20 protein-coding genes are annotated in these 24,196 nt (G+C 61.3%); 6 read left to right on the forward strand and 14 right to left on the reverse strand.

Annotated elements, in window-relative coordinates:
- Positions 1 to 41: 41 nt before the first annotated feature.
- From LUN51_RS11100 to metK, 3 genes are all read right to left on the reverse strand, one after another.
- A complete protein-coding gene (locus LUN51_RS11100) occupies positions 42 to 1,292 on the reverse strand; it encodes a TAXI family TRAP transporter solute-binding subunit (RefSeq protein ID WP_277811298.1) in 1,251 nt (416 codons plus the stop codon).
- A 124-nt stretch (positions 1,293 to 1,416) separates the two neighbouring features.
- A complete protein-coding gene (locus LUN51_RS11105) occupies positions 1,417 to 2,664 on the reverse strand; it encodes a cation:proton antiporter (RefSeq protein ID WP_277811299.1) in 1,248 nt (415 codons plus the stop codon).
- A gap of 223 nt (positions 2,665 to 2,887) precedes the next feature.
- Positions 2,888 to 4,108, reverse strand: a complete 1,221-nt coding sequence (gene metK, locus LUN51_RS11110; protein ID WP_246894794.1) for a methionine adenosyltransferase — start codon at positions 4,106 to 4,108, stop codon at positions 2,888 to 2,890.
- A 375-nt stretch (positions 4,109 to 4,483) separates the two neighbouring features.
- On the opposite strand from metK, the gene tkt reads away from it, so the two are divergent.
- Entirely contained in the window at positions 4,484 to 6,475 is a 1,992-nt protein-coding gene (tkt, locus tag LUN51_RS11115) for a transketolase (protein ID WP_277811300.1), read from the forward strand.
- Between the two features lie 139 nt (positions 6,476 to 6,614).
- Here the strand turns inward: tkt and LUN51_RS11120 are convergent, their stop codons facing one another.
- The 8 genes from LUN51_RS11120 to LUN51_RS11155 form a co-directional block, all read right to left on the reverse strand.
- Positions 6,615 to 7,670 (reverse strand): aldo/keto reductase, encoded by a 1,056-nt coding sequence (locus tag LUN51_RS11120; protein ID WP_277811301.1) that lies wholly within the window; start codon positions 7,668 to 7,670, stop codon positions 6,615 to 6,617.
- Positions 7,671 to 7,732: 62 nt separating this feature from the next.
- Positions 7,733 to 8,731 (reverse strand): aldo/keto reductase, encoded by a 999-nt coding sequence (locus LUN51_RS11125; RefSeq protein WP_277811302.1) that lies wholly within the window; start codon positions 8,729 to 8,731, stop codon positions 7,733 to 7,735.
- Between the two features lie 222 nt (positions 8,732 to 8,953).
- Positions 8,954 to 9,934, reverse strand: a complete 981-nt coding sequence (gene nrdF, locus LUN51_RS11130) for a class 1b ribonucleoside-diphosphate reductase subunit beta (protein WP_277811303.1) — start codon at positions 9,932 to 9,934, stop codon at positions 8,954 to 8,956.
- Between the two features lie 84 nt (positions 9,935 to 10,018).
- On the reverse strand, positions 10,019 to 12,208 hold the full coding sequence (gene nrdE / locus LUN51_RS11135) for a class 1b ribonucleoside-diphosphate reductase subunit alpha (protein ID WP_277811304.1): 2,190 nt from the start codon (positions 12,206 to 12,208) through the stop codon (positions 10,019 to 10,021).
- Positions 12,198 to 12,602, reverse strand: a complete 405-nt coding sequence (gene nrdI / locus LUN51_RS11140) for a class Ib ribonucleoside-diphosphate reductase assembly flavoprotein NrdI (protein WP_097021768.1) — start codon at positions 12,600 to 12,602, stop codon at positions 12,198 to 12,200. Before nrdI ends, nrdE begins: the two co-directional genes overlap by 11 nt.
- Before the next feature lie 16 nt (positions 12,603 to 12,618).
- Complete coding sequence (nrdH, locus tag LUN51_RS11145; RefSeq protein ID WP_040240876.1) at positions 12,619 to 12,843, reverse strand: glutaredoxin-like protein NrdH; 225 nt, start codon at positions 12,841 to 12,843, stop codon at positions 12,619 to 12,621.
- A 219-nt stretch (positions 12,844 to 13,062) separates the two neighbouring features.
- A complete protein-coding gene (gene ubiM, locus LUN51_RS11150) occupies positions 13,063 to 14,295 on the reverse strand; it encodes a 5-demethoxyubiquinol-8 5-hydroxylase UbiM (protein WP_277811305.1) in 1,233 nt (410 codons plus the stop codon).
- Positions 14,296 to 14,466: 171 nt separating this feature from the next.
- On the reverse strand, positions 14,467 to 15,519 hold the full coding sequence (locus LUN51_RS11155; RefSeq protein WP_246923675.1) for a class I fructose-bisphosphate aldolase: 1,053 nt from the start codon (positions 15,517 to 15,519) through the stop codon (positions 14,467 to 14,469).
- 196 nt (positions 15,520 to 15,715) lie between these two features.
- On the opposite strand from LUN51_RS11155, the gene LUN51_RS11160 reads away from it, so the two are divergent.
- The 5 genes from LUN51_RS11160 to fba all read left to right on the forward strand — a co-directional run bounded on the left by LUN51_RS11160 (position 15,716) and on the right by fba (position 20,409).
- Positions 15,716 to 16,081 (forward strand): CidA/LrgA family protein, encoded by a 366-nt coding sequence (locus tag LUN51_RS11160; protein WP_277811306.1) that lies wholly within the window; start codon positions 15,716 to 15,718, stop codon positions 16,079 to 16,081.
- Positions 16,074 to 16,802 (forward strand): LrgB family protein, encoded by a 729-nt coding sequence (locus LUN51_RS11165; RefSeq protein ID WP_277811307.1) that lies wholly within the window; start codon positions 16,074 to 16,076, stop codon positions 16,800 to 16,802. Before LUN51_RS11160 ends, LUN51_RS11165 begins: the two co-directional genes overlap by 8 nt.
- A gap of 139 nt (positions 16,803 to 16,941) precedes the next feature.
- Positions 16,942 to 18,033: a type I glyceraldehyde-3-phosphate dehydrogenase gene (locus LUN51_RS11170; protein ID WP_277811308.1), complete on the forward strand. Its 1,092-nt coding sequence runs from the start codon at positions 16,942 to 16,944 to the stop codon at positions 18,031 to 18,033.
- Positions 18,034 to 18,044: 11 nt separating this feature from the next.
- Complete coding sequence (locus LUN51_RS11175) at positions 18,045 to 19,208, forward strand: phosphoglycerate kinase (protein ID WP_277811309.1); 1,164 nt, start codon at positions 18,045 to 18,047, stop codon at positions 19,206 to 19,208.
- Between the two features lie 136 nt (positions 19,209 to 19,344).
- Positions 19,345 to 20,409 (forward strand): class II fructose-bisphosphate aldolase, encoded by a 1,065-nt coding sequence (gene fba, locus LUN51_RS11180; protein ID WP_277811310.1) that lies wholly within the window; start codon positions 19,345 to 19,347, stop codon positions 20,407 to 20,409.
- A gap of 69 nt (positions 20,410 to 20,478) precedes the next feature.
- Here the strand turns inward: fba and LUN51_RS11185 are convergent, their stop codons facing one another.
- From LUN51_RS11185 to LUN51_RS11195, 3 genes are read right to left on the reverse strand one after another with little or no spacing between them, the layout of a single operon-like run.
- Positions 20,479 to 21,429: a D-ribose ABC transporter substrate-binding protein gene (locus tag LUN51_RS11185; RefSeq protein ID WP_277811311.1), complete on the reverse strand. Its 951-nt coding sequence runs from the start codon at positions 21,427 to 21,429 to the stop codon at positions 20,479 to 20,481.
- A gap of 24 nt (positions 21,430 to 21,453) precedes the next feature.
- Positions 21,454 to 22,605 carry an ABC transporter permease gene (locus LUN51_RS11190; RefSeq protein WP_277811312.1) on the reverse strand — a complete coding sequence of 384 codons (1,152 nt, stop codon included), beginning with the start codon at positions 22,603 to 22,605 and terminating at the stop codon, positions 21,454 to 21,456.
- 27 nt (positions 22,606 to 22,632) lie between these two features.
- A complete protein-coding gene (locus LUN51_RS11195) occupies positions 22,633 to 24,180 on the reverse strand; it encodes a sugar ABC transporter ATP-binding protein (RefSeq protein WP_277811313.1) in 1,548 nt (515 codons plus the stop codon).
- Positions 24,181 to 24,196 lie beyond the last annotated feature (16 nt).

Consider the following 24,196-nt stretch of genomic DNA (forward strand, 5'->3'; position numbering starts at 1 on the left):
GAATACGCGTCATGACTTATCAGGAACGCAGGAACTCCGGCTCAGGATTGCGGTTCCTTGTCCTGGGCATTCTCACCACCACTGGCTTCGCTACCCTCAGCGGCCTCGACGTTGTCTTCTGGCGTCTCGGCACTGGTCTGCTTGGACTTGTCCACGCCATCCCCAGCATCTGCGCTCGCACTGTCACCGCTGCTCGAACTGTCGCCGTTGGAGGTGAGGGTTTCGTAGAAGGCTTCAGCGCCCGGATGTACCGGCGCCACCAGACGCTGATTCATGGTGTCGGGGTCGAACTGCTTGAGAGCGCCGACCGAGACGTTCTCGGAATTGAGATAGTCATGGAAACGCTGGGTCAGCTCCTCGGCAACGTCATCACGCATATCGCCACTAACGATCAACATATTGCGGATCGCCACGGTGTCGACTTCTTCGCCGAGATCATAACGTTCGGGCGCGCCTGCTGGCAGCGTATACGTCTCGTAATATGGATAGGCTTCCAGCAACTTGTCCGCCACGTCACCGCTCACCGGCACGAAGGTGATGTCGGTGCTTTGCATCAATCCGGTGATGCTTGAGTTAGGCACGCCGGACGTAAAGAAGGCCGCATCCAGATTGCCGTTGCTCATGCTGGTCACGCTATCGGCATACCCGGTATGGCTGACCTGGGCTAGGTCGTCATAGCTCAAATCGGCAGATTCGAGCACTTTCTGCGCACTCTGTTCAACGCCGGAACCGACCTTGCCGACACCAACACGCTTGCCTTCGAGATCAGCAATGCTGTCGATGCCACTCTCCTCGGTGGCCACGACCTGCACCACGTTGGGATAAAGCCCGGCGAGCGCCTGGATATCGGCGGGCTCACCATCGAACTGATTCTCGCCGTTGACGGCATCATAGGCGACATCGCTCATCACGATGGCAATCTGGTTGAGACCATCGGTGATGTTATTGATGTTCTGCACGGACGCACCGGTAGAGACAACCTGAACGTCATCGACGAGATCACTGGCTTCGAAGACACCCTTCAAGGCGCCGCCGATGGGATAGTAAGTGCCGCCCGTGCCACCAGTGCCGAAGATCAGGCTGACTGGTTCGGCACTCGCGGTTTGCGTGTCACCTTCACCATTGGTGCCACTGGCGTTGCCCGAGGTCTGCTCTTCGGACGCCTGCGAGCTCGATCCACCGTTTTGCGTTGCCTCCTCGCTCTCGGAGTCACTCCCGTCGTCACCGCAGCCGGCCAACAGGGCACCGGAAAGGCCCAACGCCGCGACCAACACGCCTGTGCGTAACATCATTATTCACCCCGTCATTTGAACGTCATCGACTCATTCGGCCGAAGAAAAACTTAATACAATGAAGGATAGAGTAAGGAACGCCCGGCGCCGATACCATGCCTGAAGCGAAGACTACTACTAAAGTCTAACTTCTTTTGGAGTTTTGAGATAAAACGTGCTGGACTAGGCGGCCGATCGTCAGGCCCTGAGCCAGAATCGAAAAGAGAACAATGATGTAGGTCACCATCACGATGGTGTTGCGATAGTCGCTCTCGGGCAGCCCCAGCGCCAGCGCCACCGAGATGCCGCCGCGCAGCCCACCCCAGGTGAGCACTCTTGTGGTCCCGCGACGATAAGGCACCCAACGCCTCAATACGATCATGGGGAGGCCAATAGTGAGCAGGCGCGTCACCAGAATGACGCCTATTACCGGGCCCGCAACGATCAAATATGACCATTGAAAGGGAATCAGCAGTAATTCGAGTCCGATCAGCACGAACAACACCGCGTTAAGAATCTCGTCGATCAGTTCCCAAAAGCCGTCGACATAGCGACGGGTCGTGTCCGACATGGCATGTTCGCGGCCGCGATTACCGATGAACAGGCCGGCAATGACCATCGAGATCGGTCCCGAAACGTGCAGGTGCGTCGCCAGCGTATAGCCACCCAGTACCAGCGCCAGGCTGACCAGCACCTCGATCTGATACTGGTCGATGCTCTTCATCATCCAGTAGGCGATGTAACCCATGATCAGCCCGAGCAGAATGCCGCCGCCTGCCTCTTCCAGAAACAGCATCGCGGAATGTGTGACTGTCAGCGCCTCGGTCGCGGTCGCCGCCCCCAGCATCATGGTAAACACCACTACCGCGACGCCATCATTGAACAGGGATTCGCCGACGATCTTGATCTCCATATCCTCGGGCGCACCAGCACTGCGCATGATGCCGAGCACGGCAATCGGGTCCGTTGGCGAGATCAACGCCCCGAAGACCAGACAGTAGAGATAAGGCACCGCCATATGGAAAGTGCCAAAGAGCCACCACGCTGCACTGCCAATCGCCACGGTCGAGATCACCACGCCAATGGTGGCCAGAAAGCCTATCGAATAGCGATAGCGTTTGAGCTTGTGAAAATCGACGTGCAACGCACCGGCAAACAGCAGAAACGACAGCATGCCGTCCATCAGCAAGACATTGAAGTTTATCTGGCCCAGCCAGGCTTCGGCCCAATCGGTAATGCCATCGAAACCGAAGTGGCTCAATACAATCAGCAACACCGACGCCAACAGCGATATGAACATCACGCCGATTGTTGCCGGTAACTTGACGAAGCGGTAGTTGAACCACGCAAAAAGCGCGGTGATCGTAATGAAGACTGCTGCGATTTCCAGCATGCAAGGACTTCCCTGTCGCCGACGACCATGGCGAATTGTCGATGGAACTCTCACCTCTATCCTTTAACGATAGAGGCTCTTGAGGGAGGCGACCATGACGCGGATTCATTGCGCCGGTAATTGAACAAAAAAGCGGACCCGAGACTCCGGATCCGCTATGCCGTCATACCGTCGCTTGTCGATCAAGCCTCAGATGTCGGCTCTTATTCCAGTAGGCTTCCCATCACAGACCAGCCGCCTTCCGCAGGGCTTCGGCGCGGTCGGTCTTCTCCCAGGGGAAGGCCGTGAAGGTCTCGGTCTGCTGCTTGCCGTTGGCATCGGTCCAGGTGTAGCTATGCTCGAACGGCTCGCGGCCGAAGTGTCCGTAAGCCGCCGTGAGTTGATACATGGGATGCAGCAGATTGAGCATGCTGGTAATCGCGTTCGGGCGCAGGTCGAAGTGCTCACGGACCAGCTCGACGATCTTGGCATCGCTGATCTTGCCGGTACCGAAGGTATCCACCGAGACGGACGTTGGCTCGGCCACGCCGATGGCGTAGGAGATCTGAATCTCGCAGCGCTCGGCGAGACCGGCGGCGACGATATTCTTGGCCACGTAACGTCCTGCATAGGCAGCACTGCGGTCGACCTTGGACGGATCCTTGCCCGAGAACGCTCCGCCACCATGGCGTGCCATGCCGCCATAGGTATCGACGATGATCTTGCGCCCCGTCAGGCCGCAGTCGCCCACCGGGCCACCGATAACGAAGTTGCCGGTCGGGTTGATGTGGTACTTGGTGTTCTCGGTCAACCACTCGGCGGGAATCACCTCTTCGATGATCTCGCGCTTGATCATATCGCGCAGTTCATCCTGGTCGATGTCCGGATCATGCTGAGTGGAAAGCACGATGGCATCAACGCTGCACGGCTTGCCTTGAGCGTCGTAGCGGAAAGTCAGCTGGCTCTTGGCGTCTGGACGCAGCCACGTCAACAAGCCGTGCTTGCGCAACTCGGCCTGGCGTTCCACTAGACGGTGAGAATAGTGAATCGGCGCCGGCATATAGGATTCGGTCTCGTCGGTAGCGTAGCCGAACATCAACCCCTGGTCGCCCGCGCCCTGATCTTCGGGCTTGCTGCGATCGACGCCTTGGGCGATATCCACGCTCTGCTTACCGATCAGATTGAGCACGCCACAGGTGTTTCCATCGAAGCCTACTTCCGAGGAGGTATAACCGATGTCATTGATGACGTTACGCACCAAGTCTTCCAGATCCACCCAGGCGGACGTGGTAATCTCGCCGGCGACGATGGCGACACCGGTCTTGACCATGGTTTCACAGGCCACGCGCGCCTGCTTGTCGCGGGCGATGATGGCATCCAGTACCGCGTCGGAAATCTGATCGGCGATCTTGTCCGGGTGCCCCTCGGAGACGGACTCGGAAGTAAACAGGGAGTATTCGCTCATGGCGTCCTCGACTCTCTCAATCACATGCTGGCGAGCCGGAACACGACCGCCATCATTAAGGAGATGAAATTACGCCGTCAGCCGATGGCGATGTCGGCACGACGCATGACAGGTCCGGCGCGAGACGAGGCCGGCTCGGGGGTGCAAAGTTTACACGCTGGATGACTAGCTGCCTAGCGATTGGCCATCGGCGGCATTTGATGCCACATGGCTTCTCGGCGACAATACCCAACCGAATCCCGGGGCCCGCACAAGCGGCGCCCCGCGCTCGATACCGGCGGCGTAGGAAAGAGTAAGTAAAACCGACGATGCGCTCACGCGCCGGGGCTCTTTCCTACGCCGCTTTACCCGATGCCGCAGGCGAGGAGCTAGCCAATGCCGTCCCGTTTCGAAATGGCCAATGCCATTCGTGCCCTATCCATGGATGCCGTCCAAAAGGCCAACTCCGGCCACCCCGGCGCCCCCATGGGCATGGCCGACATCGCGCAGGTGCTGTGGAAAGACTACCTCGCGCACAACCCGGCCAATCCGCACTGGGCCAACCGCGACCGTTTCGTGCTCTCCAACGGTCACGGCTCGATGCTGCTCTACTCGCTTTTGCATCTAACAGGCTACGGCATCTCGCTGGAAGACCTGCAGAATTTCCGCCAGTTGCACTCGAAAACTGCCGGCCACCCGGAACTCGGCTACGCGCCGGGCATCGAGACCACCACCGGGCCGCTGGGCCAGGGACTGGCCAACGCCGTGGGCATGGCCATCGCCGAGCGCACCTTGGCCGCGCAGTTCAACCGCCCCGGCCATGACATCGTCGACCACTACACCTATGTCTTTGTCGGCGATGGCTGCCTGATGGAAGGCATCTCGCACGAAGTTTCCTCGCTGGCCGGCACCCAGGGGTTAGGCAAGCTGATCGCCTTTTACGATGCCAACGGCATTTCCATCGACGGTGAAGTTGAAGGCTGGTTCACTGACGATACCGCCAAACGCTTTGAAGCCTATGGCTGGCACGTAGTGCCCAACGTCGACGGTCACGATCCCGAGGCGGTCAAGGCCGCTATCGAGCTGGCCCGCACCAACGGCGACAGACCCAGCATGATCATTTGCAAGACGATCATTGGCTTCGGCGCGCCTAATAAGCAAGGCAAGGAAGAAAGTCACGGAGCCGCGTTGGGCGAAGACGAAGTCGCCGCCGCACGTGAACAGCTCGGCTGGCCGCATCCCCCGTTCCACGTGCCGGAAGACATCTACCAATCCTGGGACGCCACTCAGCGCGGTGGCGAGGCCGAAGCTGACTGGGACGCGCGTTTCGCGCGCTATCAGGCGGCCTATCCGGAAGAGGCCCGCGAGCTCGAACGTCGCCTCAAGGGCGAACTTCCGACCGCACTGACCAGCGAAAAGCTGATCGAGGACGCCCAGGAAAAAGGCGAAAGCCTCGCTTCGCGCAAGGCATCGCTGGCGTGCCTCAACGAGCTCGGCCCGCAACTGCCCGAACTTCTAGGCGGCAGCGCTGACCTAGCGCCCTCCAACCTGACCTTCTGGAAAGGCGCCAAGGCCATCACGCAGTCCGAGCCCAGCGGCAACTACCTGCATTACGGCGTGCGCGAGTTCGGCATGGCCGCCATCATGAACGGCATCGCCCTGCACGGCGGCTTCGTGCCCTACGGCGCCACCTTCCTGATCTTCATGGAATACATGCGCAACGCCGTGCGCATGGCCGCCCTGATGGGACAGCGTGTCATCCATGTCTTCACCCACGACTCCATCGGTCTGGGCGAAGACGGGCCGACGCACCAGCCGATCGAGCAGCTCACCACGTTACGCTCAACACCTAACCTGTCCACCTGGCGCCCTTGCGACGCCGTGGAAACTGCTGTCGCCTGGGACACCGCACTCAAGCGTCAGGCCGGCCCCTCGGCGTTGGTGCTCTCACGTCAGGGCTTGCCCCATCAAGCCCGTGACAAGCAGCAGCTGGCCAACATCGAGCGCGGTGGGTACGTCCTCAAGGACTGCGACAGCACGCCGGAGCTGATCCTCATCGCCACCGGCTCCGAGGTCGGCCTAGCAATGGACGCCGCTGCCGAGCTGAAAAACGCCGGCAAGCACGTGCGTGTGGTCTCCATGCCATCCACCGACACCTTCGACACTCAGGACGCCGATTATCGCGAATCAGTACTGCCGCGTAACGTCACCGCACGCCTGGCCATCGAAGCCGGGCATCGCGACTTCTGGTTCAAGTACGTGGGACTCGACGGACGTATCGTCGGCATGACCACCTTCGGTGAATCCGCGCCGGCTGGCGATTTGTTCAAGCACTTCGGCTTCACCGTTGATAACGTCGTCGCCGAAGCCAAGGCACTGCTTTCCTAAGCGCTGCTGCCGTGACCTCCGCTGCCTGGCCGATGGCCGGGCAGTGACTCGGCACCCTCTCGTGAAAACGCCCGGCAAGCCATGCTTGCCGGGCGTTTTTATGCATGCCGCGCGCTGTGCGGCGGGCATTAGTTGACGCTCAATCGTCGAGATACGGGGCATGCAAGACACGGTCGGCATGGCCCAAGCGGTTGGCCGCTGTATTATGCTGATGCCAGTAGGGATACAGCAGCGCCGGGCGGCTGACTTTCTCGATGGCGGCGATCTCGTCGGGCTTGAGCGTGAGCTCGGCGCTCGCCAGGTTGTCCTTGAGCTGCTCATCCTTGCGGGCGCCGATCACCGCAGTGGAGACGCCGGGTCGGGCCAGCGTCCAGGCCAGCGCTACCTGGGCGGCGGACACGCCGTGCCCATCGGCGACTTCGACCAGGGTGTCGATCAGATCGAAGAGCTTTTCCTCGTCATGGATCGGTGGCTCGGTCCAGCCTTGGCTGAAGCGCGTGCCATCGGGATTGCGCTGACCGCGGCGATACTTGCCGGAGAGCAAGCCACCCGCCAGCGGACTCCAGACCATGGTGCCCAGCCCCTGATCGACGGCCGCCGGCATTAGCTCGAATTCGGCGTCGCGGGCCTGAGCGGTGTAGTGGATCTGCTGGCAGATCGGCTTAATGAAGTTGTGCCGTTCGCAGACCTGGAGCGCCTTCATGACATGCCAGGCGGACCAGTTGGAAATCCCGTAGTAGCGGATCTTGCCAGCGCGCACCAGTTGATCCATGGTCTCCAGCGTTTCTTCCAGGGGCGTAAGGCCGTCCCACTGGTGCATCAGGTAGAGATCCAGGTGGTCGGTCTGCAGCCGTTTCAGGCTGGCCTCGCACTGGCGCAGGATGTGATAGCGCGACAGGCCGTCATCGTTGGGGCCTTCTCCCATCGGGAAACGTACCTTGCTGGCGATCAGCACATCGTCGCGCTTGGCCTTGAGCGCCTCGCCGAGAATCTCTTCTGAGCGACCCTCGGAGTACATATTGGCGGTATCGAAGAAGTTGACGCCACGCTCGATGGCCATATCGATCTGGCGTTGGGCATCGCCCAGGCCGGTATCGCCGACGCTGGCCATCTTGCCGACGCCGCCGAAGGTCATGGTGCCCAGCGTCAGTGAAGACACGCGAAGGCCGGAATGGCCAAGATTGCGATATTCCATGTTGGCTCTCCTGATTGATGACGACATGACAGCCGTCTGCTAGACGGCCACTTGAGCGGCTATCAGCCCTCCCGCGCGGGAGGTGCCATGAACTCGGGACCTACGGGATCCGTGACGTGCTCGTCGATGATGGCATCGATATCGTGTAGATCGCTGGCGGTCAGCGACCAGCCGCCAAGCGCGTCCAAGGGCGTCACCTGATCCGGACGCCGCGCGCCCCACAAGGCGATGGCATTGGGATGGGAATCGAGCACCCAGCGCACCGCCAGGGCCAATACCGGCTTGTCGTGACGCTCGCGCGCGAGCTGCGTCAGCGCCTCGACCGCCGCCAGGTACTGCGTGAAACGGGGGGACTGGAACTTGGGATCGGATTGACGCAGATCATCGCCGGTGAAGGCCGAATCGGCGTGCATCTTGCCCGTCAACAGACCGCGACACAGCGCACCATAGGCCAGAAAGACCAGCCCCTCGCGCCGCGCATAGGGAATGATGTCGCGCTCGGCGTCGCGCTCGAACAGGTTGAGCGGCGGCTGCACGCTGTGCAGCGGCGCTACCTTACGAAAGGCATCGCACTGCTCGGGACTGAAGTTGCTGACACCGATCGCGCGAATCTTGCCGGCACGATAGAGGCGCTGCATGGCGTTGGCGGTTTCCTCCATCGGCACACGGGGGTCCGGCCAATGGATCTGATACAGATCGATCGCTTCGGTGCGCAAGCGCCGCAGCGAGTCTTCCACCTCCTTCTCGATGCGCGCCGCCGAGGCATTACGCACCACGCCGTCGCTGCCTTCCTGCCACTCGAGCGCCGTCTTGGTGGCGAGCACCACCTTGTCACGCTGCCCGTACTCAGCCAGCGCCCGGCCGACGACCTCCTCGGAGTGCCCGAACCCATAGGCCGGTGCGGTATCGATCAGCGTAATGCCACGATCCAGTGCGGCATGAATGGTACGCACCGCATTGGCGTCATCGGCACCGCCCCATTTCCAACCACCGATGGCCCAGGTGCCGAGCCCCACTCGTGACGGCGTGAGGTCGGTCCCCGGTATCGTGATGCTTTCCATGTTGCTCTCCTTTGCCTGTCAGCGGCATACGTGCCGCTCCCCCGGAACGCTATCAAGCGTGGCCGCCGACAGCGGCTTTGGCAAGGCCTACAAGCGAGAGAGCCAACGTGGGCAAGTACTTACATCCCCCTCATCAAGGAGAGCTGTCGCGTCGAGCAAGGCGCGCCGACCCCGCACATCTTATGCGGAGGCAGGTATCGACGCGCCATTAGGGGATGAACCTCAAAACGCCCAGTCTTCGTCCTCGGTGCGCTCCGAACGTCCGATGACGTAGGAGGAGCCGGAGCCGGAGAAGAAGTCGTGGTTTTCCTCGGCCCCTGGCGAGAGCGCGGCCAGGATTGCGGGATTGACCGCTTCGGTGGCGCCGGGGAACAGCGGCTCGTAGCCCAGGTTCATCAACGCCTTGTTGGCGTTGTAATGCAAGAACGCCTTGACCTCTTCGGTCAGCCCCACGTCGTCGTAGAGCGATTCGGTGTAATGCACCTCGTTGTCATAGAGCTCGAGCAGCAGGTCGAAGGTGGCGTCCTTGATCTCCTGCTGACGCTCGGCGCTTTCCTTGGCCAGCGCCTGCTGGAACTTGTAGCCGATGTAGTAGCCGTGGACCGCCTCGTCGCGAATGATCAGGCGAATCAGGTCGGCGGTGTTGGTCAGCTTGCCGCGACTGGCCCAGTACATCGGCAGGTAGAAACCGGAGTAGAACAAGAACGACTCGAGGAAAACGCTGGCGACCTTGCGCATCAGCGGGTCGTCCATGCGGTAACGGTTGAGGATCAGCTCGGCCTTGTTCTGCAGGTGCGGATTCTCTTCGCTCCAGCGGTAGGCGTCGTCGACATCACGCGTCGCGCACAGCGTCGAGAAGATCGAGCTGTAGGAGCGCGCATGCACCGACTCCATGAAGCTGATGTTGGTGAACACCGCTTCCTCATGAGGCGTCACGGCATCCTCGATCAGCGCCGGCGCGCCGATGGTGCCCTGAATGGTGTCGAGCAGCGTGAGACCCGTGAAGACGCGAATGGTCAGCGTCTGCTCCTGCTCGGTCAACGTGTTCCACGCGCTCACGTCGTTGGACAGCGGCACCTTCTCGGGCAGCCAGAAGTTGGCAGTGAGTCGATTCCAGACCTCGAGGTCCTTGTCGTCCTGGAGGCGGTTCCAGTTGATGGCATCGACACGCGTCAGATGACGCGGTGCGGCGGTAGCGGTCATGACGATTCTCTCAATTCCAGTGGTGCGCGGGCACGGTCACCCGCGCACCGGTAATCTCGATGGAGTGGTCGCGTGGGCGACAGCTTACAGGGTGCAAGACACGCAGCCTTCGACTTCCGTGCCTTCCAGCGCGGCCTGACGCAGACGCACGTAGTACAGCGTCTTGATGCCCTGGCGCCAGGCGTAAATCTGCGCCCGATTGATATCGCGCGTGGTCGCGGTATCGCGGAAGAACAGCGTCAACGACAGGCCCTGATCGACGTGCTGCGTGGCCTCGGCATAGGTGTCGATGATCTTCTCGGGACCGATCTCGTAGGCGTCCTGGTAGTATTCCTGGTTGTCGTCGTTGAGATACGGCGCCGGGTAATAGACGCGCCCCAACTTGCCTTCCTTGCGGATCTCGATCTTCGACACCACCGGGTGAATGCTCGACGTCGAATGGTTGATATAGGAAATCGAACCGGTCGGCGGCACCGCCTGGAGGTTACGGTTGAAGAGACCGTGCGCCATGACCGAGGCCTTGAGCTCGCGCCAATCGTCCTGGGTCGGCACATGGATGCCGGCCTTGTCGAACAGCTCGCGAACACGCGCGGTACGCGGCCCCCACGCCTGCTCGGTGTACTTATCGAAATATACACCGCTGGCATAGTCCGAGTCCGCGAAGCCGGCGAACGCCACGCCACGCTCGATCGCCAACTGATTGGAGGCGCGCAGCGCGTGATAGGTCACGGTGTAGAAATACAGGTTGGTGAAGTCCAACCCTTCTTCGCTACCGTAATGAATATGCTCGCGGGCCAGATAGCCATGCAAATTCATCTGCCCCAGGCCGATCGCATGCGAATGCTTATTGGCCTCGGAAATCGACGGCACCGAGCGGATATCGCTCATCTCGGAGACTGCCGTCAGCCCGCGAATCGCGGTTTCGACCGTAGCGCCGAAATCGGTGGAATCCATGGTCTTGGCGATGTTCAGCGAGCCGAGGTTGCAAGAAATGTCCTCGCCGATGCGCTCGTAGCCCAGGTCCGCCTCGTAATCGGATGGCGTGTTGACCTGCAGAATCTCCGAGCACAGGTTGCTCATGTTGATGCGCCCGGCGATCGGGTTGGCACGATTCACCGTGTCCTCGAACATCACGTACGGATAGCCCGACTCGAACTGGACCTCCGCCAGCGTCTGGAACAGCTCGCGCGCGCTGATCTTGGTCTTGCGGATACGCGCGTCGTCGACCATTTCGTAATACTTCTCGGTGACGCTGATATCGCCGAACGGCTTGCCGTAGACGCTCTCGACATCATAGGGCGAGAACAGGTACATCGGCTCGTTGCGCTTGGCCAGCTCGAAGGTGATGTCCGGAATCACCACGCCCAGCGACAGCGTCTTGATGCGGATCTTCTCGTCGGCGTTCTCGCGCTTGGTGTCGAGGAAACGCAGGATGTCCGGGTGGTGCGCGTTGAGATACACCGCGCCGGCACCCTGGCGCGCGCCTAGCTGGTTGGCATAGGAGAAGGCGTCTTCAAGCATCTTCATGATCGGAATGATGCCCGAGGACTGGTTCTCGATATGCTTGATCGGCGCGCCCGCCTCGCGGATGTTGCTGAGCAGGAACGCTACGCCGCCACCCCGCTTGGAGAGCTGCAGCGCCGAATTGATGGAGCGTCCGATGGACTCCATGTTGTCCTCGATACGCAACAGAAAGCACGAGACCAGCTCGCCGCGCTGTTTCTTGCCGCAGTTGAGAAACGTCGGCGTGGCCGGCTGGAAGCGTCCGTGGATGATTTCATCCATCAACTGCCGAGCCACCGTCTCGTCACCCTGCGCTAACGTCAGCGCGACCATGCACACACGGTCCTCGAAACGCTCAAGGTAACGGCGCCCATCGAACGTCTTGAGCGTATAGCTAGTGTAGTACTTGAAGGCCCCGAGGAAGCTCTGAAAGCGGAACTTCACGGCATAGGCGCGCTCGAACAGCGACTTGATGAAGGCGAAGTCGTACTGGTCGAGCACCTCCTTCTCGTAATAGTTCTCCGCGACCAGATACTCGAGCTTTTCCGCCAGTGAATGGAAGAAAACCGTATTCTGGTTGACGTGCTGCAGGAAGTACTGACGCGACGCCTCACGGTCCGCCTGCAGTTGCAGGCGCCCCTCGTTATCGTAGAGGTTGAGCATCGCGTTGAGGGCGTGATAGTCCAGCGTCTGCGTCGTGCGACTCAGCTCGACGGACGACGCGTTCAAGGACGATGTATTCTCGGTGGTTTCCACGGTGTCATCCAGCATCTGTCATCTCCGTCGCCAGGCAGCCATGCACCTTGGCGACATCTTCAGGCGTTCCCATCAATTCGAAGCGGTGCAGCAACGGCACCTGGCACTTATGCGCGACCACGCGACCGGCCAAGCCGAAGGCGGCACCGAAGTTGGTATTGCCGCCGGCCACCACGCCCTCGATCAAAGCCCGGTTGTGGGGATCGTTCAAGAACCGGATCACCGGTCCCGGTACCGCCGTACGTGGATCGCCATCGCCATACGTCGGCAAGATCAAGATATAGGGGCGTTCCACGCGCAACGGGGCATCGTTACGGCTACGCGGGATGGCCTGCGCCGACACGTCGAGCTTTTCGACGAAGCGCCGCGTATTGCCCGATTGCGTGGAAAAGTACACTACATCGCGCATGCTGCCCCCTTCCTTATCACGCGAGTTGGCGAATCAACTCGGGACGAAAACCTGACCAATGCTGCGATTCCGCCGCCACGACCACCGGTAACTGGCGATAGCCCAGCGATTCGACGGTGCGTACCGCCTCGGGATCCGTGCTGATATCCACCACCGTGTAGTCGATTCCCTGCTTGTCGAGGGCGCGATAGGTGGCGTGGCACTGCATGCAATCCGGCTTGCTGTAAATCTTGATACTCATGAGAATGATAAGCCTTTGTTTTCGCAAAGAAGTGAGATAAGACAAAAAACAATCGATCAGGGACGACGCGATGCCGCATCAGGCACCGCATCTCAATACACCATATATGGTAGTACAAACTGGGGAGTACGCATAGATATTGACTGAGTCACACAAATTCGTTAAGTGCGACTCAGACCAGGGTGAGCAAAATCCGTCTGTGGCGGGGAGAGAAACGACTCAGCGACGCGCGGACGACTTGGCTAGATAGCCTTCCATCAGCCATTGCAGCGGCCCGGCCCGGCGCGCGGCTCCCAAGGCCAAATGGCGCACAAGACGCGCCGGGGGTCGCGTATCGCCGTACAACGCCACCAGCGCTCGCGAGGCATGCCACAGCGGCAAGATCGCACGCTGATGGTGCCGCGCATACACCGCTAACTGCGCCGGCGCCCCGACATCCTCCACCGCCTTGTCGTGATGTCTCAGCGCATCGACCAACCGACGCACACTGGCCAACCCGACGTTGAAACCATGCGCCGTGACCGGGTGCAACCCCACCGCTGCATCGCCCACCAACGCCACGCGATCGGCGACCAGATGCTCGGCACGACTGACCGAGAGCGGATAATCGTGCAACGTGCCACGGCAGCTCATCTCGCCCACGCTGCCCTGGTAAAGACGCGTCACCTCCGCCGCGAATGCTTCCGACGACAACGCCTTGAGCCATTCGGCGTCGTGTGGCGGGAGCGTCATCACCAGCGACGCGGTATCGCCCGCCAGCGGCAGCAATGCCAAGCCACGTTCACCGCTGAACCACGACCAGGTCACTTCCCGATGGGGGCGCGAATGCGCCATGCGCCGCACCAGTAAACGCTGGCCGGTGTCGTGAATCTGCGCGGAGAGCCCCGCCAGGCGGCGCGTCGCCGACATACGACCATCGGCGGCCACCACCAGACGCGCGGGAATTTGCGCCTGATCGTCGAGCAATACACTACGCCAGCCAGGACCAGCGCCCAATGCGCTTACCCGGCGTCCGGTGACGAGCTCGATATGCTCGACGCCCTGCACCGCCTCGAACGCGGCACGCCGGATGACATGATTGGCGACGAGTTGGCCAATACTGTCTTGGCCCTCTCGCCCGTGGCCCTCTCCTCGTGCACTGGCCAGGGTCATGCCCCGCTGGCTGGCTCCGTTGTAGAGACGCGCCTCGCGAATCGGTGCCATCTGTCTTGCGGGGATATCGATGCCCGCCGCCGCCAGTTGCTCGCGCGAGGCATGGGTCAGGGCGATCTCACGTCCGTCGTCATCGGGCGAGGCCAACGCCGTGTACGGCGCGGCATCGATCAACGTTACCGACAAGTCCAGCGCCGCCAGCTCCAATGCCAAGCACAGCCCGATCGGCCCCGCGCCGACGATCGCGACATCTTTGATAGCAACATCCTTAAGAGCGACATCTCTGGCAGGTTGCGGCATGCGCCCTCCGCGTCAAATGAGCGTCCCCAGACTAGGCACGCCACCATCATAATCGGCACGACGCTCGCGCGGCACAAACGTGACAATGGGTCGCGACCTTAGGCTATGTACGAAAAGTCGGCAAGACGACCCGGCAAGACCGGGTCGTCGTCACGTGTCGTTGGTCGTGCGTCAGGCGAGGGTAACCTCGGGGGAGAGGTAGACGTCCTGAATGGCATTGAGCAGTTCGACGCCTTCGTTCATCGGCTTCTGGAACGCCTTACGTCCGGAAATCAGCCCCATGCCGCCGGCGCGCTTATTGATCACCGCCGTGCGCACGGCCTCGCCGAGATCGGAATGGCCCTTGGAGCCGCCGCCGGAATTGATCAGCCCGGCGCGCCCCATGAAGCAGTTCGCCACCTGGTAGCGGGCCAGGTCCACGGGATTGTCGCTGGTCAGCTCGTCGTAGACCTTGTCATGGGTATGCCCGAAACCGACGGCACGATAACCGCCGTTGTTCTCCGGCAGTTTCTGTTTGACGATATCTGCCTTGAGGGTCGCCGCCATGTGGATCGCCTGGCCGGTCAAATCCGAGGCGACGTGGTAGTCCGTACCCTCGTGCTTGAACGCCGGATTGCGCAGATAGGACCACAACACGGTGACCATGCCCAGTTCATGCGCGCGCTCGAAGGCCTCGCTGATTTCCTGAATCTGGCGCCGGCTCTCGGGCGAGCCGAAGTAGATGGTTGCCCCCACCGCCACGCAGCCCATGTCATGCGCCTGCTCGACCTGCGCGAACAGCGTCTGGTCGTAGATCGCCGGATAGGTCAGCGTCTCGTTGTGATTGAGCTTGAGCATGAAGGGGATCTTGTGCGCATAACGGCGCGCCACCGAGGACAGCACGCCCAGTGTCGAGGCCACACCGTTGCAGCCCCCTTCAATGGCCAACTCGACGATGTTCTTGGGGTCGAAGTAAAGCGGATTGGGCGCGAACGACGCCCCGGCGGAGTGCTCGATCCCCTGGTCGACCGGCAGGAAACTCAAATAACCGGTCCCCGCCAAGCGGCCATGATTGTAAAGCGTCTGCATATTGCGCAGCACATGCGGGCTGCGGTCGTTTTCCGACATCACCCGATCGATGAAATCCGGCCCCGGCAGGTATAAATCTTCCTTGCGGAACGTCTGGCATTGGTGCTCCAGCAGTGTTTCCGCCTCAGCCCCCAAGAGCCTTGCGATATCGGTCATGTAGCTTCCTCCCTGTCATCCAAGCCTGGCTATACGCACGGCGTGCCAGCCGACGTCGAACGTCAGGCTGGCACATGCTTGTGGAGCATAGCAATTCACGCCCGCCACGTAAGCGTCAATGTCGCGTCCGGCATCCGCCGCATGCTCTGGTATGATACGCGTCAATCTCCGGCACGTTCATGCAAGGACCATCCGCATGCTGTCCATCCTACGGGGTTTTCTGCTCCTGACGGCGTTTTTGATGCTTGGCGACATTACCGTCGAGCTGTTCACACTTCCGCTCTCCAGCGGAGTAGCCGGTATGTTATTGCTCACCTTCTGGCTGCTGCTGCGCCGTCGCTTGAGCCGCGACCTGGCCGCCGCCAGCCAGCCGTTGATCGGCATGCTGGCCCTGCTCATCATGCCGGGTGTCGTCGGCATCTTCTTCCAAGCCGACGAATTCAGCGGCCAATGGCTAACCATCTTCATCGCTCTGATCCTGGGCACGCTGCTCAGCTCGTTAACCACGCTGTGGCTGATGCAACGTCTGGTTGCCTCGCCCCGGGAGCGACCGCATGAGTGAGCTTTTACTCCGCCTGGAAAGCCTGGCCCACACGCTCCCGCAACACCCCGAAACCGCCATCGTGCTCACCCTGGCGGCCTATTTCGCAGGCCTGAGACTTTTTAGCTGGCTGCGCTCGCCCGCCTGGTGTCCCCCCATTCTGCTCGCCGCCTGCCTGCTGGCCGGCTTGCTGGCACTTTTGCCGCTCGGCTACACCGAGTACCGCCGTGGCGTCGGCTGGCTGACCTGGCTGCTTGGCCCCGCTACCGTGGCGCTGGGCGTACCGCTCTACCAGCAGGTGCATCACATTCGAACACTGTGGAAGCCCATCGTGCTGACCTTGCCACCCGCCGCCATGCTCGCGGCCGGTTACGCGGTGGGCATCGCTTGGCTACTGGATGCAACGCCGACGGTGCTGGCCTCGCTGGCGCCCAAGTCGGTGACCGCTCCCATCGCCATGGGCATCGTCGAGGAGTTGCAAGGCTCGGTCCCGCTGTTAATGGGCGCCTTGCTGATCACCGGGGTGATGGCCACGCTCAGCATCACCCTGCTGGCGCGCTGGGGGAACATCCATGACCCGCGCGTCATCGGCTTCGCGTTGGGCGTCAACGGCCATGCCATCGGCACCGTGCGTGCCTTCGACATCGGCCCCACCGCCGGCGCCTTCGCCTCGCTGGGCATGAGCCTGACCGGCGTATTCACTGCGCTATGGCTGCCGTTGATGTGGCATTTCGTGGGGTAGGCTCTCGCCTGCGGTGGCATGGATCACCTCGCTGAATCGTGTCATGTCATGCCGACGTCACGCGGTCTTGGGCAAGCGGGGCGTAACTGCGCTAACATCGGCGCTTCACTGTCGAAGCGGGGCTCCCGAGCGTCTGTCCATGTCCTATCGCATCGCCATCAATGGTTACGGCCGTATCGGCCAATGTGTCCTGCGAGCCCTCATCGAGCGCCATGCTACTGACTTGGTCGTCGTGGCCATCAACGAGCTTTCCGATCTCGATACCATCGCCTACCTGACGCGCTACGACACCACCCATGGTCGCTTTCCCGGCCAGGTGGAAACCCGCGACGGCGCGCTGGTCATCGACGGTCATGCCATTCGCGTGCTCTCCGAGTCCGACCCCTCGCGCCTGCCCTGGGATGAGCTGGGCATCGACCTGGTGCTCGAATGCTCGGGCAGCTTCAAGGACCGCGCCACCGCCGAGCGACATATCGCCGCCGGCGCTCAACGGCTACTGTTCTCGCAGCCCGCAGAAGCCGATGTCGACGCCACCATCGTGCATGGCATCAACGACGCCGAGCTGCGCCCCGAGATGCGCGTCGTCTCAGCCGCGTCCTGCACCACCAACTGTCTGGTGCCGCTGTTGACGGTTATCGACGAGGCGCTGGGGCTGGAGCATGGCGTGACCACGACCATTCATTCGGCGATGAACGACCAACCGGTGATCGACGCCTATCACAAGACCGACCTGCGCCTGACGCGCTCGGCCATGCATTCGATCATCCCCGTGGATACCGGGCTGGCACGCGGCATCGAGCGCCTCATGCCGCATCTGGCCGGGCGCTTCGAGTGCCTGCACGTGCGGGTGCCGACCATCAACGTCTCGGCCATGGACATGGCGCTTTCGGTGCGCGAGGCCACCACGGCCGAGCAGGTCAACGCGCTGTTGCAAGCCGCCTGCCAAGAAAGGCTCTACGGTTTGCTCGGCTATACCCAAGAGCCGGTGACGTCGGTCGACTTCAACCACGATCCGCGCTCGGGTATCGTGGACGCCACCCAGACCCGCGTGGCCGGCAGCCATCTGATCAAGATGCTGTGCTGGTTCGACAACGAGTGGGGCTTCGCCAACCGCATGCTCGACGTGGCAACGCACTGGCTGGCGCTTGCCGCCCAGCCCGCTCCCGCCACACCGACGCGCGCCGCACCCTCGACATCGTCGTTGTCGTCTGACATCCCTTCACCCAAGTGAGGAACACGCCCATGAACGTGCGCAAGATGACCGATCTGGATCTCGCCGGAAAACGTGTACTGATTCGTGAAGACCTCAACGTCCCCATCAAGGGCGACCAAGTCACCAGCGACGCGCGCCTGCGCGCCTGCCTGCCAACCATCCAGGCCGCGCTCGACGCCGGCGCTCGGGTGATGCTGATGAGCCACCTGGGCCGTCCCACCGAAGGCGAGCCCGCCGACGAGTTCTCGCTCGGCCCGGTGGCGACACACCTCGGCAAGCTGCTGAACCGTGAGGTCCGCCTGGAAAAGGACTATCTCGACGGCAGCGTCGAGATCGCCGACGGCGAGATCGTGCTGCTCGAAAACGTGCGCTACAACAAGGGCGAGAAGAAGGACGACGAGGCGTTGGCCAAGACCTACGCCGCACTCTGCGACGTCTATGTGATGGATGCCTTCGGCACCGCCCATCGCGCCCAGGCCTCGACCCACGGCGTGGCGCGGTACGCACCCACCGCCTGCGCGGGTCCCTTGCTGGCGGGTGAGCTCGACGCGCTGGAAAAAGCCCTGGCCACGCCGGCACGCCCGATGCTGGCCATCGTCGGCGGCTCCAAGGTGTCCACCAAGCTCGACGTGCTCACCGCACTCTCCGAGAAGTGCGATCAGCTCATCGTCGGCGGCGGCATCGCCAACACCTTCATCGCCGCGGCGGGCTACAACGTCGGCAAGTCGTTGCATGAAGCGGACCTGATCGATCAGGCCAAGGCCTTCATGGCCAAGGTCGAGATTCCGCTGCCTTCCGACGTGGTGGTCGCCACCGAGTTCTCAGAGCAGGCCGAAGCCACGGTGAAACCGGTCGACCAGGTCGGTGACGACGAGATGATTCTCGACATCGGCCCGGATACCGCCCAGCACTTCGCCGAACTGCTCGAAAACGCCGGCACCATCCTGTGGAATGGCCCCGTCGGCGTGTTCGAGATCGACCAGTTCGGTAAAGGCACCGAGACGCTCTCGCGCGCCATCGCCGCCAGCTCGGCGTTCTCCATCGCCGGTGGTGGCGATACCCTGGCGGCCATCGACAAGTACGGCGTCGCCGACGACGTCTCCTACATCTCCACCGGCGGCGGCGCCTTCCTCGAATATGTGGAAGGCAAGCAGCTGCCTGCCGTAGCGGCTCTCGAAGCCGCCTCTCGGTAACCCGGCTCACTACGCCACGACTTACAACTACTTACAACTACTACTCAAGCCACTACTTAAAACGACCACTCAAACCACTACGTCACGATCGGCGGCCTGCGGGCCGCCTTGTACTTCTAGAGGAATCACACTCCCCATGGCTCTGATCAGCCTGCGTCAACTGCTCGACCACGCCGCCGAACACGCTTACGGCGTTCCCGCGTTCAACGTCAACAACCTGGAACAGATGCGCGCCATCATGGAAGCCGCCGACCGCACCGACTCACCGGTGATCGTGCAGGCCTCCGCGGGCGCTCGCAAATACGCCGGCGCGCCCTTCCTGCGTCACTTGATCCAAGCCGCCGTGGAAGAATTTTCGCATATCCCGGTGGTCATGCACCAAGACCATGGCACCAGCCCCGGCGTGTGCCAGCGCTCCATCCAGCTCGGCTTCTCGTCGGTGATGATGGACGGCTCGCTCAAGGAAGACGGCAAGACCCCTGCCGACTACGCCTATAACGTCGACGTCACCCGTCGCGCGGTGGAAATGGCGCACGCCTGTGGCGTCTCGGTGGAAGGCGAGCTGGGTTGCCTGGGCTCGCTGGAAACCGGCCAGGCCGGCGAGGAAGACGGCGTCGGCGCCGAAGGCACGCTAGATCACAGCCAGCTATTGACCGACCCCGAGGAAGCCGCCCAGTTCGTCGCCGCCACCCAGGTCGACGCCCTGGCCATCGCCATCGGCACCAGCCACGGCGCCTACAAGTTCACGCGGCCGCCAACAGGCGATATTCTCTCCATCCAACGCATCAAGGAAATTCACGCGCGCATCCCCGACACCCATCTGGTGATGCACGGCTCCAGCTCGGTGCCGCAGGAATGGCTGGAGACCATCAACGCCCATGGTGGCGAGATTCCCGAGACCTACGGCGTGCCGGTGGAAGAAATCGTCGAAGGCATCAAGCACGGGGTGCGCAAGGTCAATATCGACACCGACCTGCGCCTGGCCTCCACCGGCGCAGTGCGTCGCTTTTTGGCCGAAAACCCCAGCGAATTCGACCCGCGCAAGTTTCTCAAGGCAAGCGTCACCGCCATGCGCGACGTGTGCATCCAGCGCTTCGAAGCTTTCGGCACCGCCGGCCAAGCCAGCAAGATCGCCCCGCTCAACCTCGAACGCATGTTCGAGCGTTACGCGAGCGGTGAGCTAAAGCCAAAGGTGTCGTAAGGCCTCATCGGTGTAACGGTAGTAGGCTTGAGAGCGCCGCCCGGCGCTCTCAAGCGATTCAGGGGAGGATTACTGCTTAAGCACGAACGGGTCGGTGTATTGATCGGCGTTGTCCGCGGTGATGAGGAAGCAATCGAAAAGCTTCTTCTCGCCGTCGATGCCGGTATCACCATCCTTGATATATTTATCCGCCATGCGCACCGCCATTTCAGAGAAGATGGCCACCGGCTGCAGCACGGTATACGCCATCTCACCGGCTTTGACCGCCTCGACCGCGTCGGGAGAGCCGTCGAAGCCCCCCACAACCACGTCATCGAGCTTACCGGCTTCTTTCAAGGCCGAGATCGCGCCCAGCGCCATCTCGTCGTTACCGCTGATCACGCCATCGATGTCAGGGTTGGCCTGCAACAGGCTCTGCGTCTTGTTGAAGCCTTGAGTTCTATCCCAGTTGGCGACATCGACGCCTACCCGCTCGAGACCGGGATATTGGCTGAGCACGGTTTCGTAACCGTTGGAACGAGTGGCGGCATTATTGTCCGAAGGCGCGCCCTTGAGCTCCACGTAGCTTGCCGAATCGCCGACGCTCTTGATCCACTGCTGGGCGCCCAGCGCCGCCCCTTGAGCATTATTCGAGACAAGCTGTGCCTGGGCCAGCCCCTGCTCGTTGATTTCGGCATTGATGATAAACACCGGGATATCCGCTTCAACGGCCTTGCGCACCGCACCGATAGAACCATCGGCGTTGGCCGGATCGAGGATGATCGCCTCGACACCATTGGTGATAGCCGTATCGATCTGGTTGCTTTCCTTGTTGGTGTCCCCCTTGTGAGAGCTCACCTCGGCGCGATAGCCCAGTTCTTCAGCGGTTTCCTCGGCGATCTTGCCTTCCGTGAACCAGTAGGGGTTGGAGGTGTCGTTGACGATAATGGAGATACGTCCTTCGTCCTGAGCCGCGACCCCACCCGCGAAGAGCGGCGTGCTCACGGCCAGTGCAGCTATCAGCAGGCGTTTTCCTTTCATGAACATAATCGACCACCTTTACTCTTATGATTGTGTACCGGCTTTACCGGCAGTACTTCCCGATGCCGGCGAACGCTCAGCGGCGCTCTCCGGTTGCGGCGAAGTCGTCTTGCCATCGGAAGAGGCTTGCTGCTTCTTCCGACCGCTGTATTGAATGCTGTTGAGCAAGACCGCGAGAATGATGACGGCCCCGGTAAACACGGTCTGCCAGTAGGAAGACACCCCGATGATGACCAAGCCATCGGAGAGGAACCCGATCACGAAGGCCCCCAGCAAAGTGCCACGCACATTGCCGCGGCCACCGGTGAGTGCCGCACCGCCGATGACAACACCAGCAATCGCGGTCAATTCATAGGTCGTCCCGGCGGTCGGTCCTGCCGACGTCAGCTGGGATGACAGCACCAGCCCGGCGATGGCCGCGCAAATACCTGATAGCACATACACCAGCACCTGCACGCGTTTGACCGGTACGCCCGAAAGCTCTGCGGCACGGGCATTACCGCCGGTGGAATACACCCAACGCCCAAACGGCGTGCGCGCCAGCAGCAGGATGCAGGCGATTGCCACGACCGCCAGAATCAGGACACCGACCGGGACCCCGAACAACCGATTGAAGCCCAACCAGTCGAATCCGGTGTTACCCAGCTCCGGACTACCGCCCAGATTGTTATAGGTCAGGCCGTCGGTCATCAGTAGGGCGACGCCTCTGGCCACGTACAAGAGCCCCAGGGTCGCCACGAAGGCGGGCACCTTGAAATATGCGATGAGAACACCGTTGATCGCCCCGACCAGGGCGCCCAATCCACACGTCAGAATGACCACGACCCACACGGGGGGATAGAACACGACACCCAGTATTTCGAAAGACACGCCTTGCATCAGAAAGCCTGCGAAGACACCTGCCAGGCCAAGCGTCGAGCCGACGGAAAGATCGATGCCGCCCGTCAGGATGACCAACAGCATCCCGAGCGATAGCAACCCAAAGATGGCGACGTGAGACGACATGGTCAGGAAATTACTGGTCGAGAAATAGACAGGGGAAAGAATCGAGAAAATGACAATGATCGCGATCAGGGCGAAGAACGCACGCCCCTCCAGAAGCACACGCTTTATATCGAAATCGCCGCCGAATAGCTTGCCTCGCTCATTGTCGTTATCTTGGCTGACATCAGACATTGGGATTATCTCCGCTTTACAAGTGGATCAAGCGACCACGGCCTCGCCCGAGGCAGCCATAATCTCTTCTTTGTTGGCATCGGCACCGAATTCGGCCGCAATCCGGCCACGGCTCATGACGACGATACGATGGGCAATACTCAGGCATTCGCCGACTTCCGAGGTCGAGAACACCACGGCCAGGCCCTGTTGCGCCGCCCCCTCACTGAGCAGTCTGAAGACCTCGGCCTTGGCACCGATATCGATACCTCGGCTGGGTTCATCAAGCAGCACGACCCGGGGATGCGTCGCCATCATCTTGCCGATCACGACTTTCTGCTGGTTGCCCCCGGATAACGACCCGATGGAGGCCGCAGAGCCGTCAGTCTTAATGTGGACATTGCTGATCGATTCCCGCACCACGTGACGCTCACGCCCACGCGATGTCAGTAGCCCTTTGGTAAAGGCACCGATACTGGCAAGCGAAAGGTTTTCGCCCACCGACATCGTCTGTACCAGGCCATCGCGCTGACGGTCTTCCGGCACCAGCACTAGGCCTTTTTCGATACGCTCCGCGATACTCAGCCGCGAGATATCCTCGCCATGCAGCAAGACTCGGCCTGCGGCCATATTCCCGCGCCCCGCCACGCTTTCGAGCAGTTCGGTCCGGCCCGCTCCCATCAACCCATAGATGCAGACGATCTCGCCGGCACGCACGCTCAACGACACGTCATCGACTACGGCGCGCCCGGGCACTGAAACATCGGGTATGGTGATGCCCTCGATCGACAGAACGGCGTCCCCCATCGCGTATCCATCCGGCGGAGAACCAAGGTCGAAGTTCTCCCCCACCATGTTGCGTACGATCCACTCGAGATCGATCTCCTGACGCGCGGCATAGGCCGTCATCCGACCATCGCGCAATACCACGGCATGGTCGGTAATGGTCAGGGCTTCCTCGAGATGGTGGGAAATATATACGAGTGAGACGCCACGGCTTTTCAGGTCACGAATCACGCGAAACAGCACCTCGACTTCCGAGGCACTCAGTGCCGAGGTTGGCTCATCCATGATGAGAATGCGCGAATTGACGGATAACGCACGGGCAATCTCGACGATCTGCTGCTGCCCGAGACGCAGATCTTCCACAGGCGTGAGTGGATCGATGGGTTCATCCAGCTCTTCCATGAGTTGGCGCGTCTGGCGCGACTCCTCCGCATAATCGACGCCGCCCTTGCCGACGATTTCACGGCCCATGAAGACGTTATCGCGGACGCTCAAATTGGGCGCAAGGCTAAGCTCCTGGTGGATGATCGATATCCCCTGACGCTGCGCCTCCGTGGTCGAAGAGAAGCGAACCGGCTCGCCCTCGAGAATAATTTCCCCCGATGATGGCTGCATGACACCCGAGAGAATTTTCATTAACGTCGATTTGCCCGCGCCATTCTCGCCGAAAAGCGTCGTCACTTGCCCGTAGTGAACATCGAAATTCACGGCCTTCAACGCATGAACATTACCGAATGACTTGGCGATATTACGCGCCGACAGGATCACCTTTCCTAGCGTCCCTTCTTGACTGGTTGCATGTTCGTTCATCGCATCAAGCCTCCGG

It is taken from the genome of Chromohalobacter canadensis (assembly GCF_029544075.1).
Lineage (GTDB): Bacteria > Pseudomonadota > Gammaproteobacteria > Pseudomonadales > Halomonadaceae > Chromohalobacter > Chromohalobacter canadensis_A.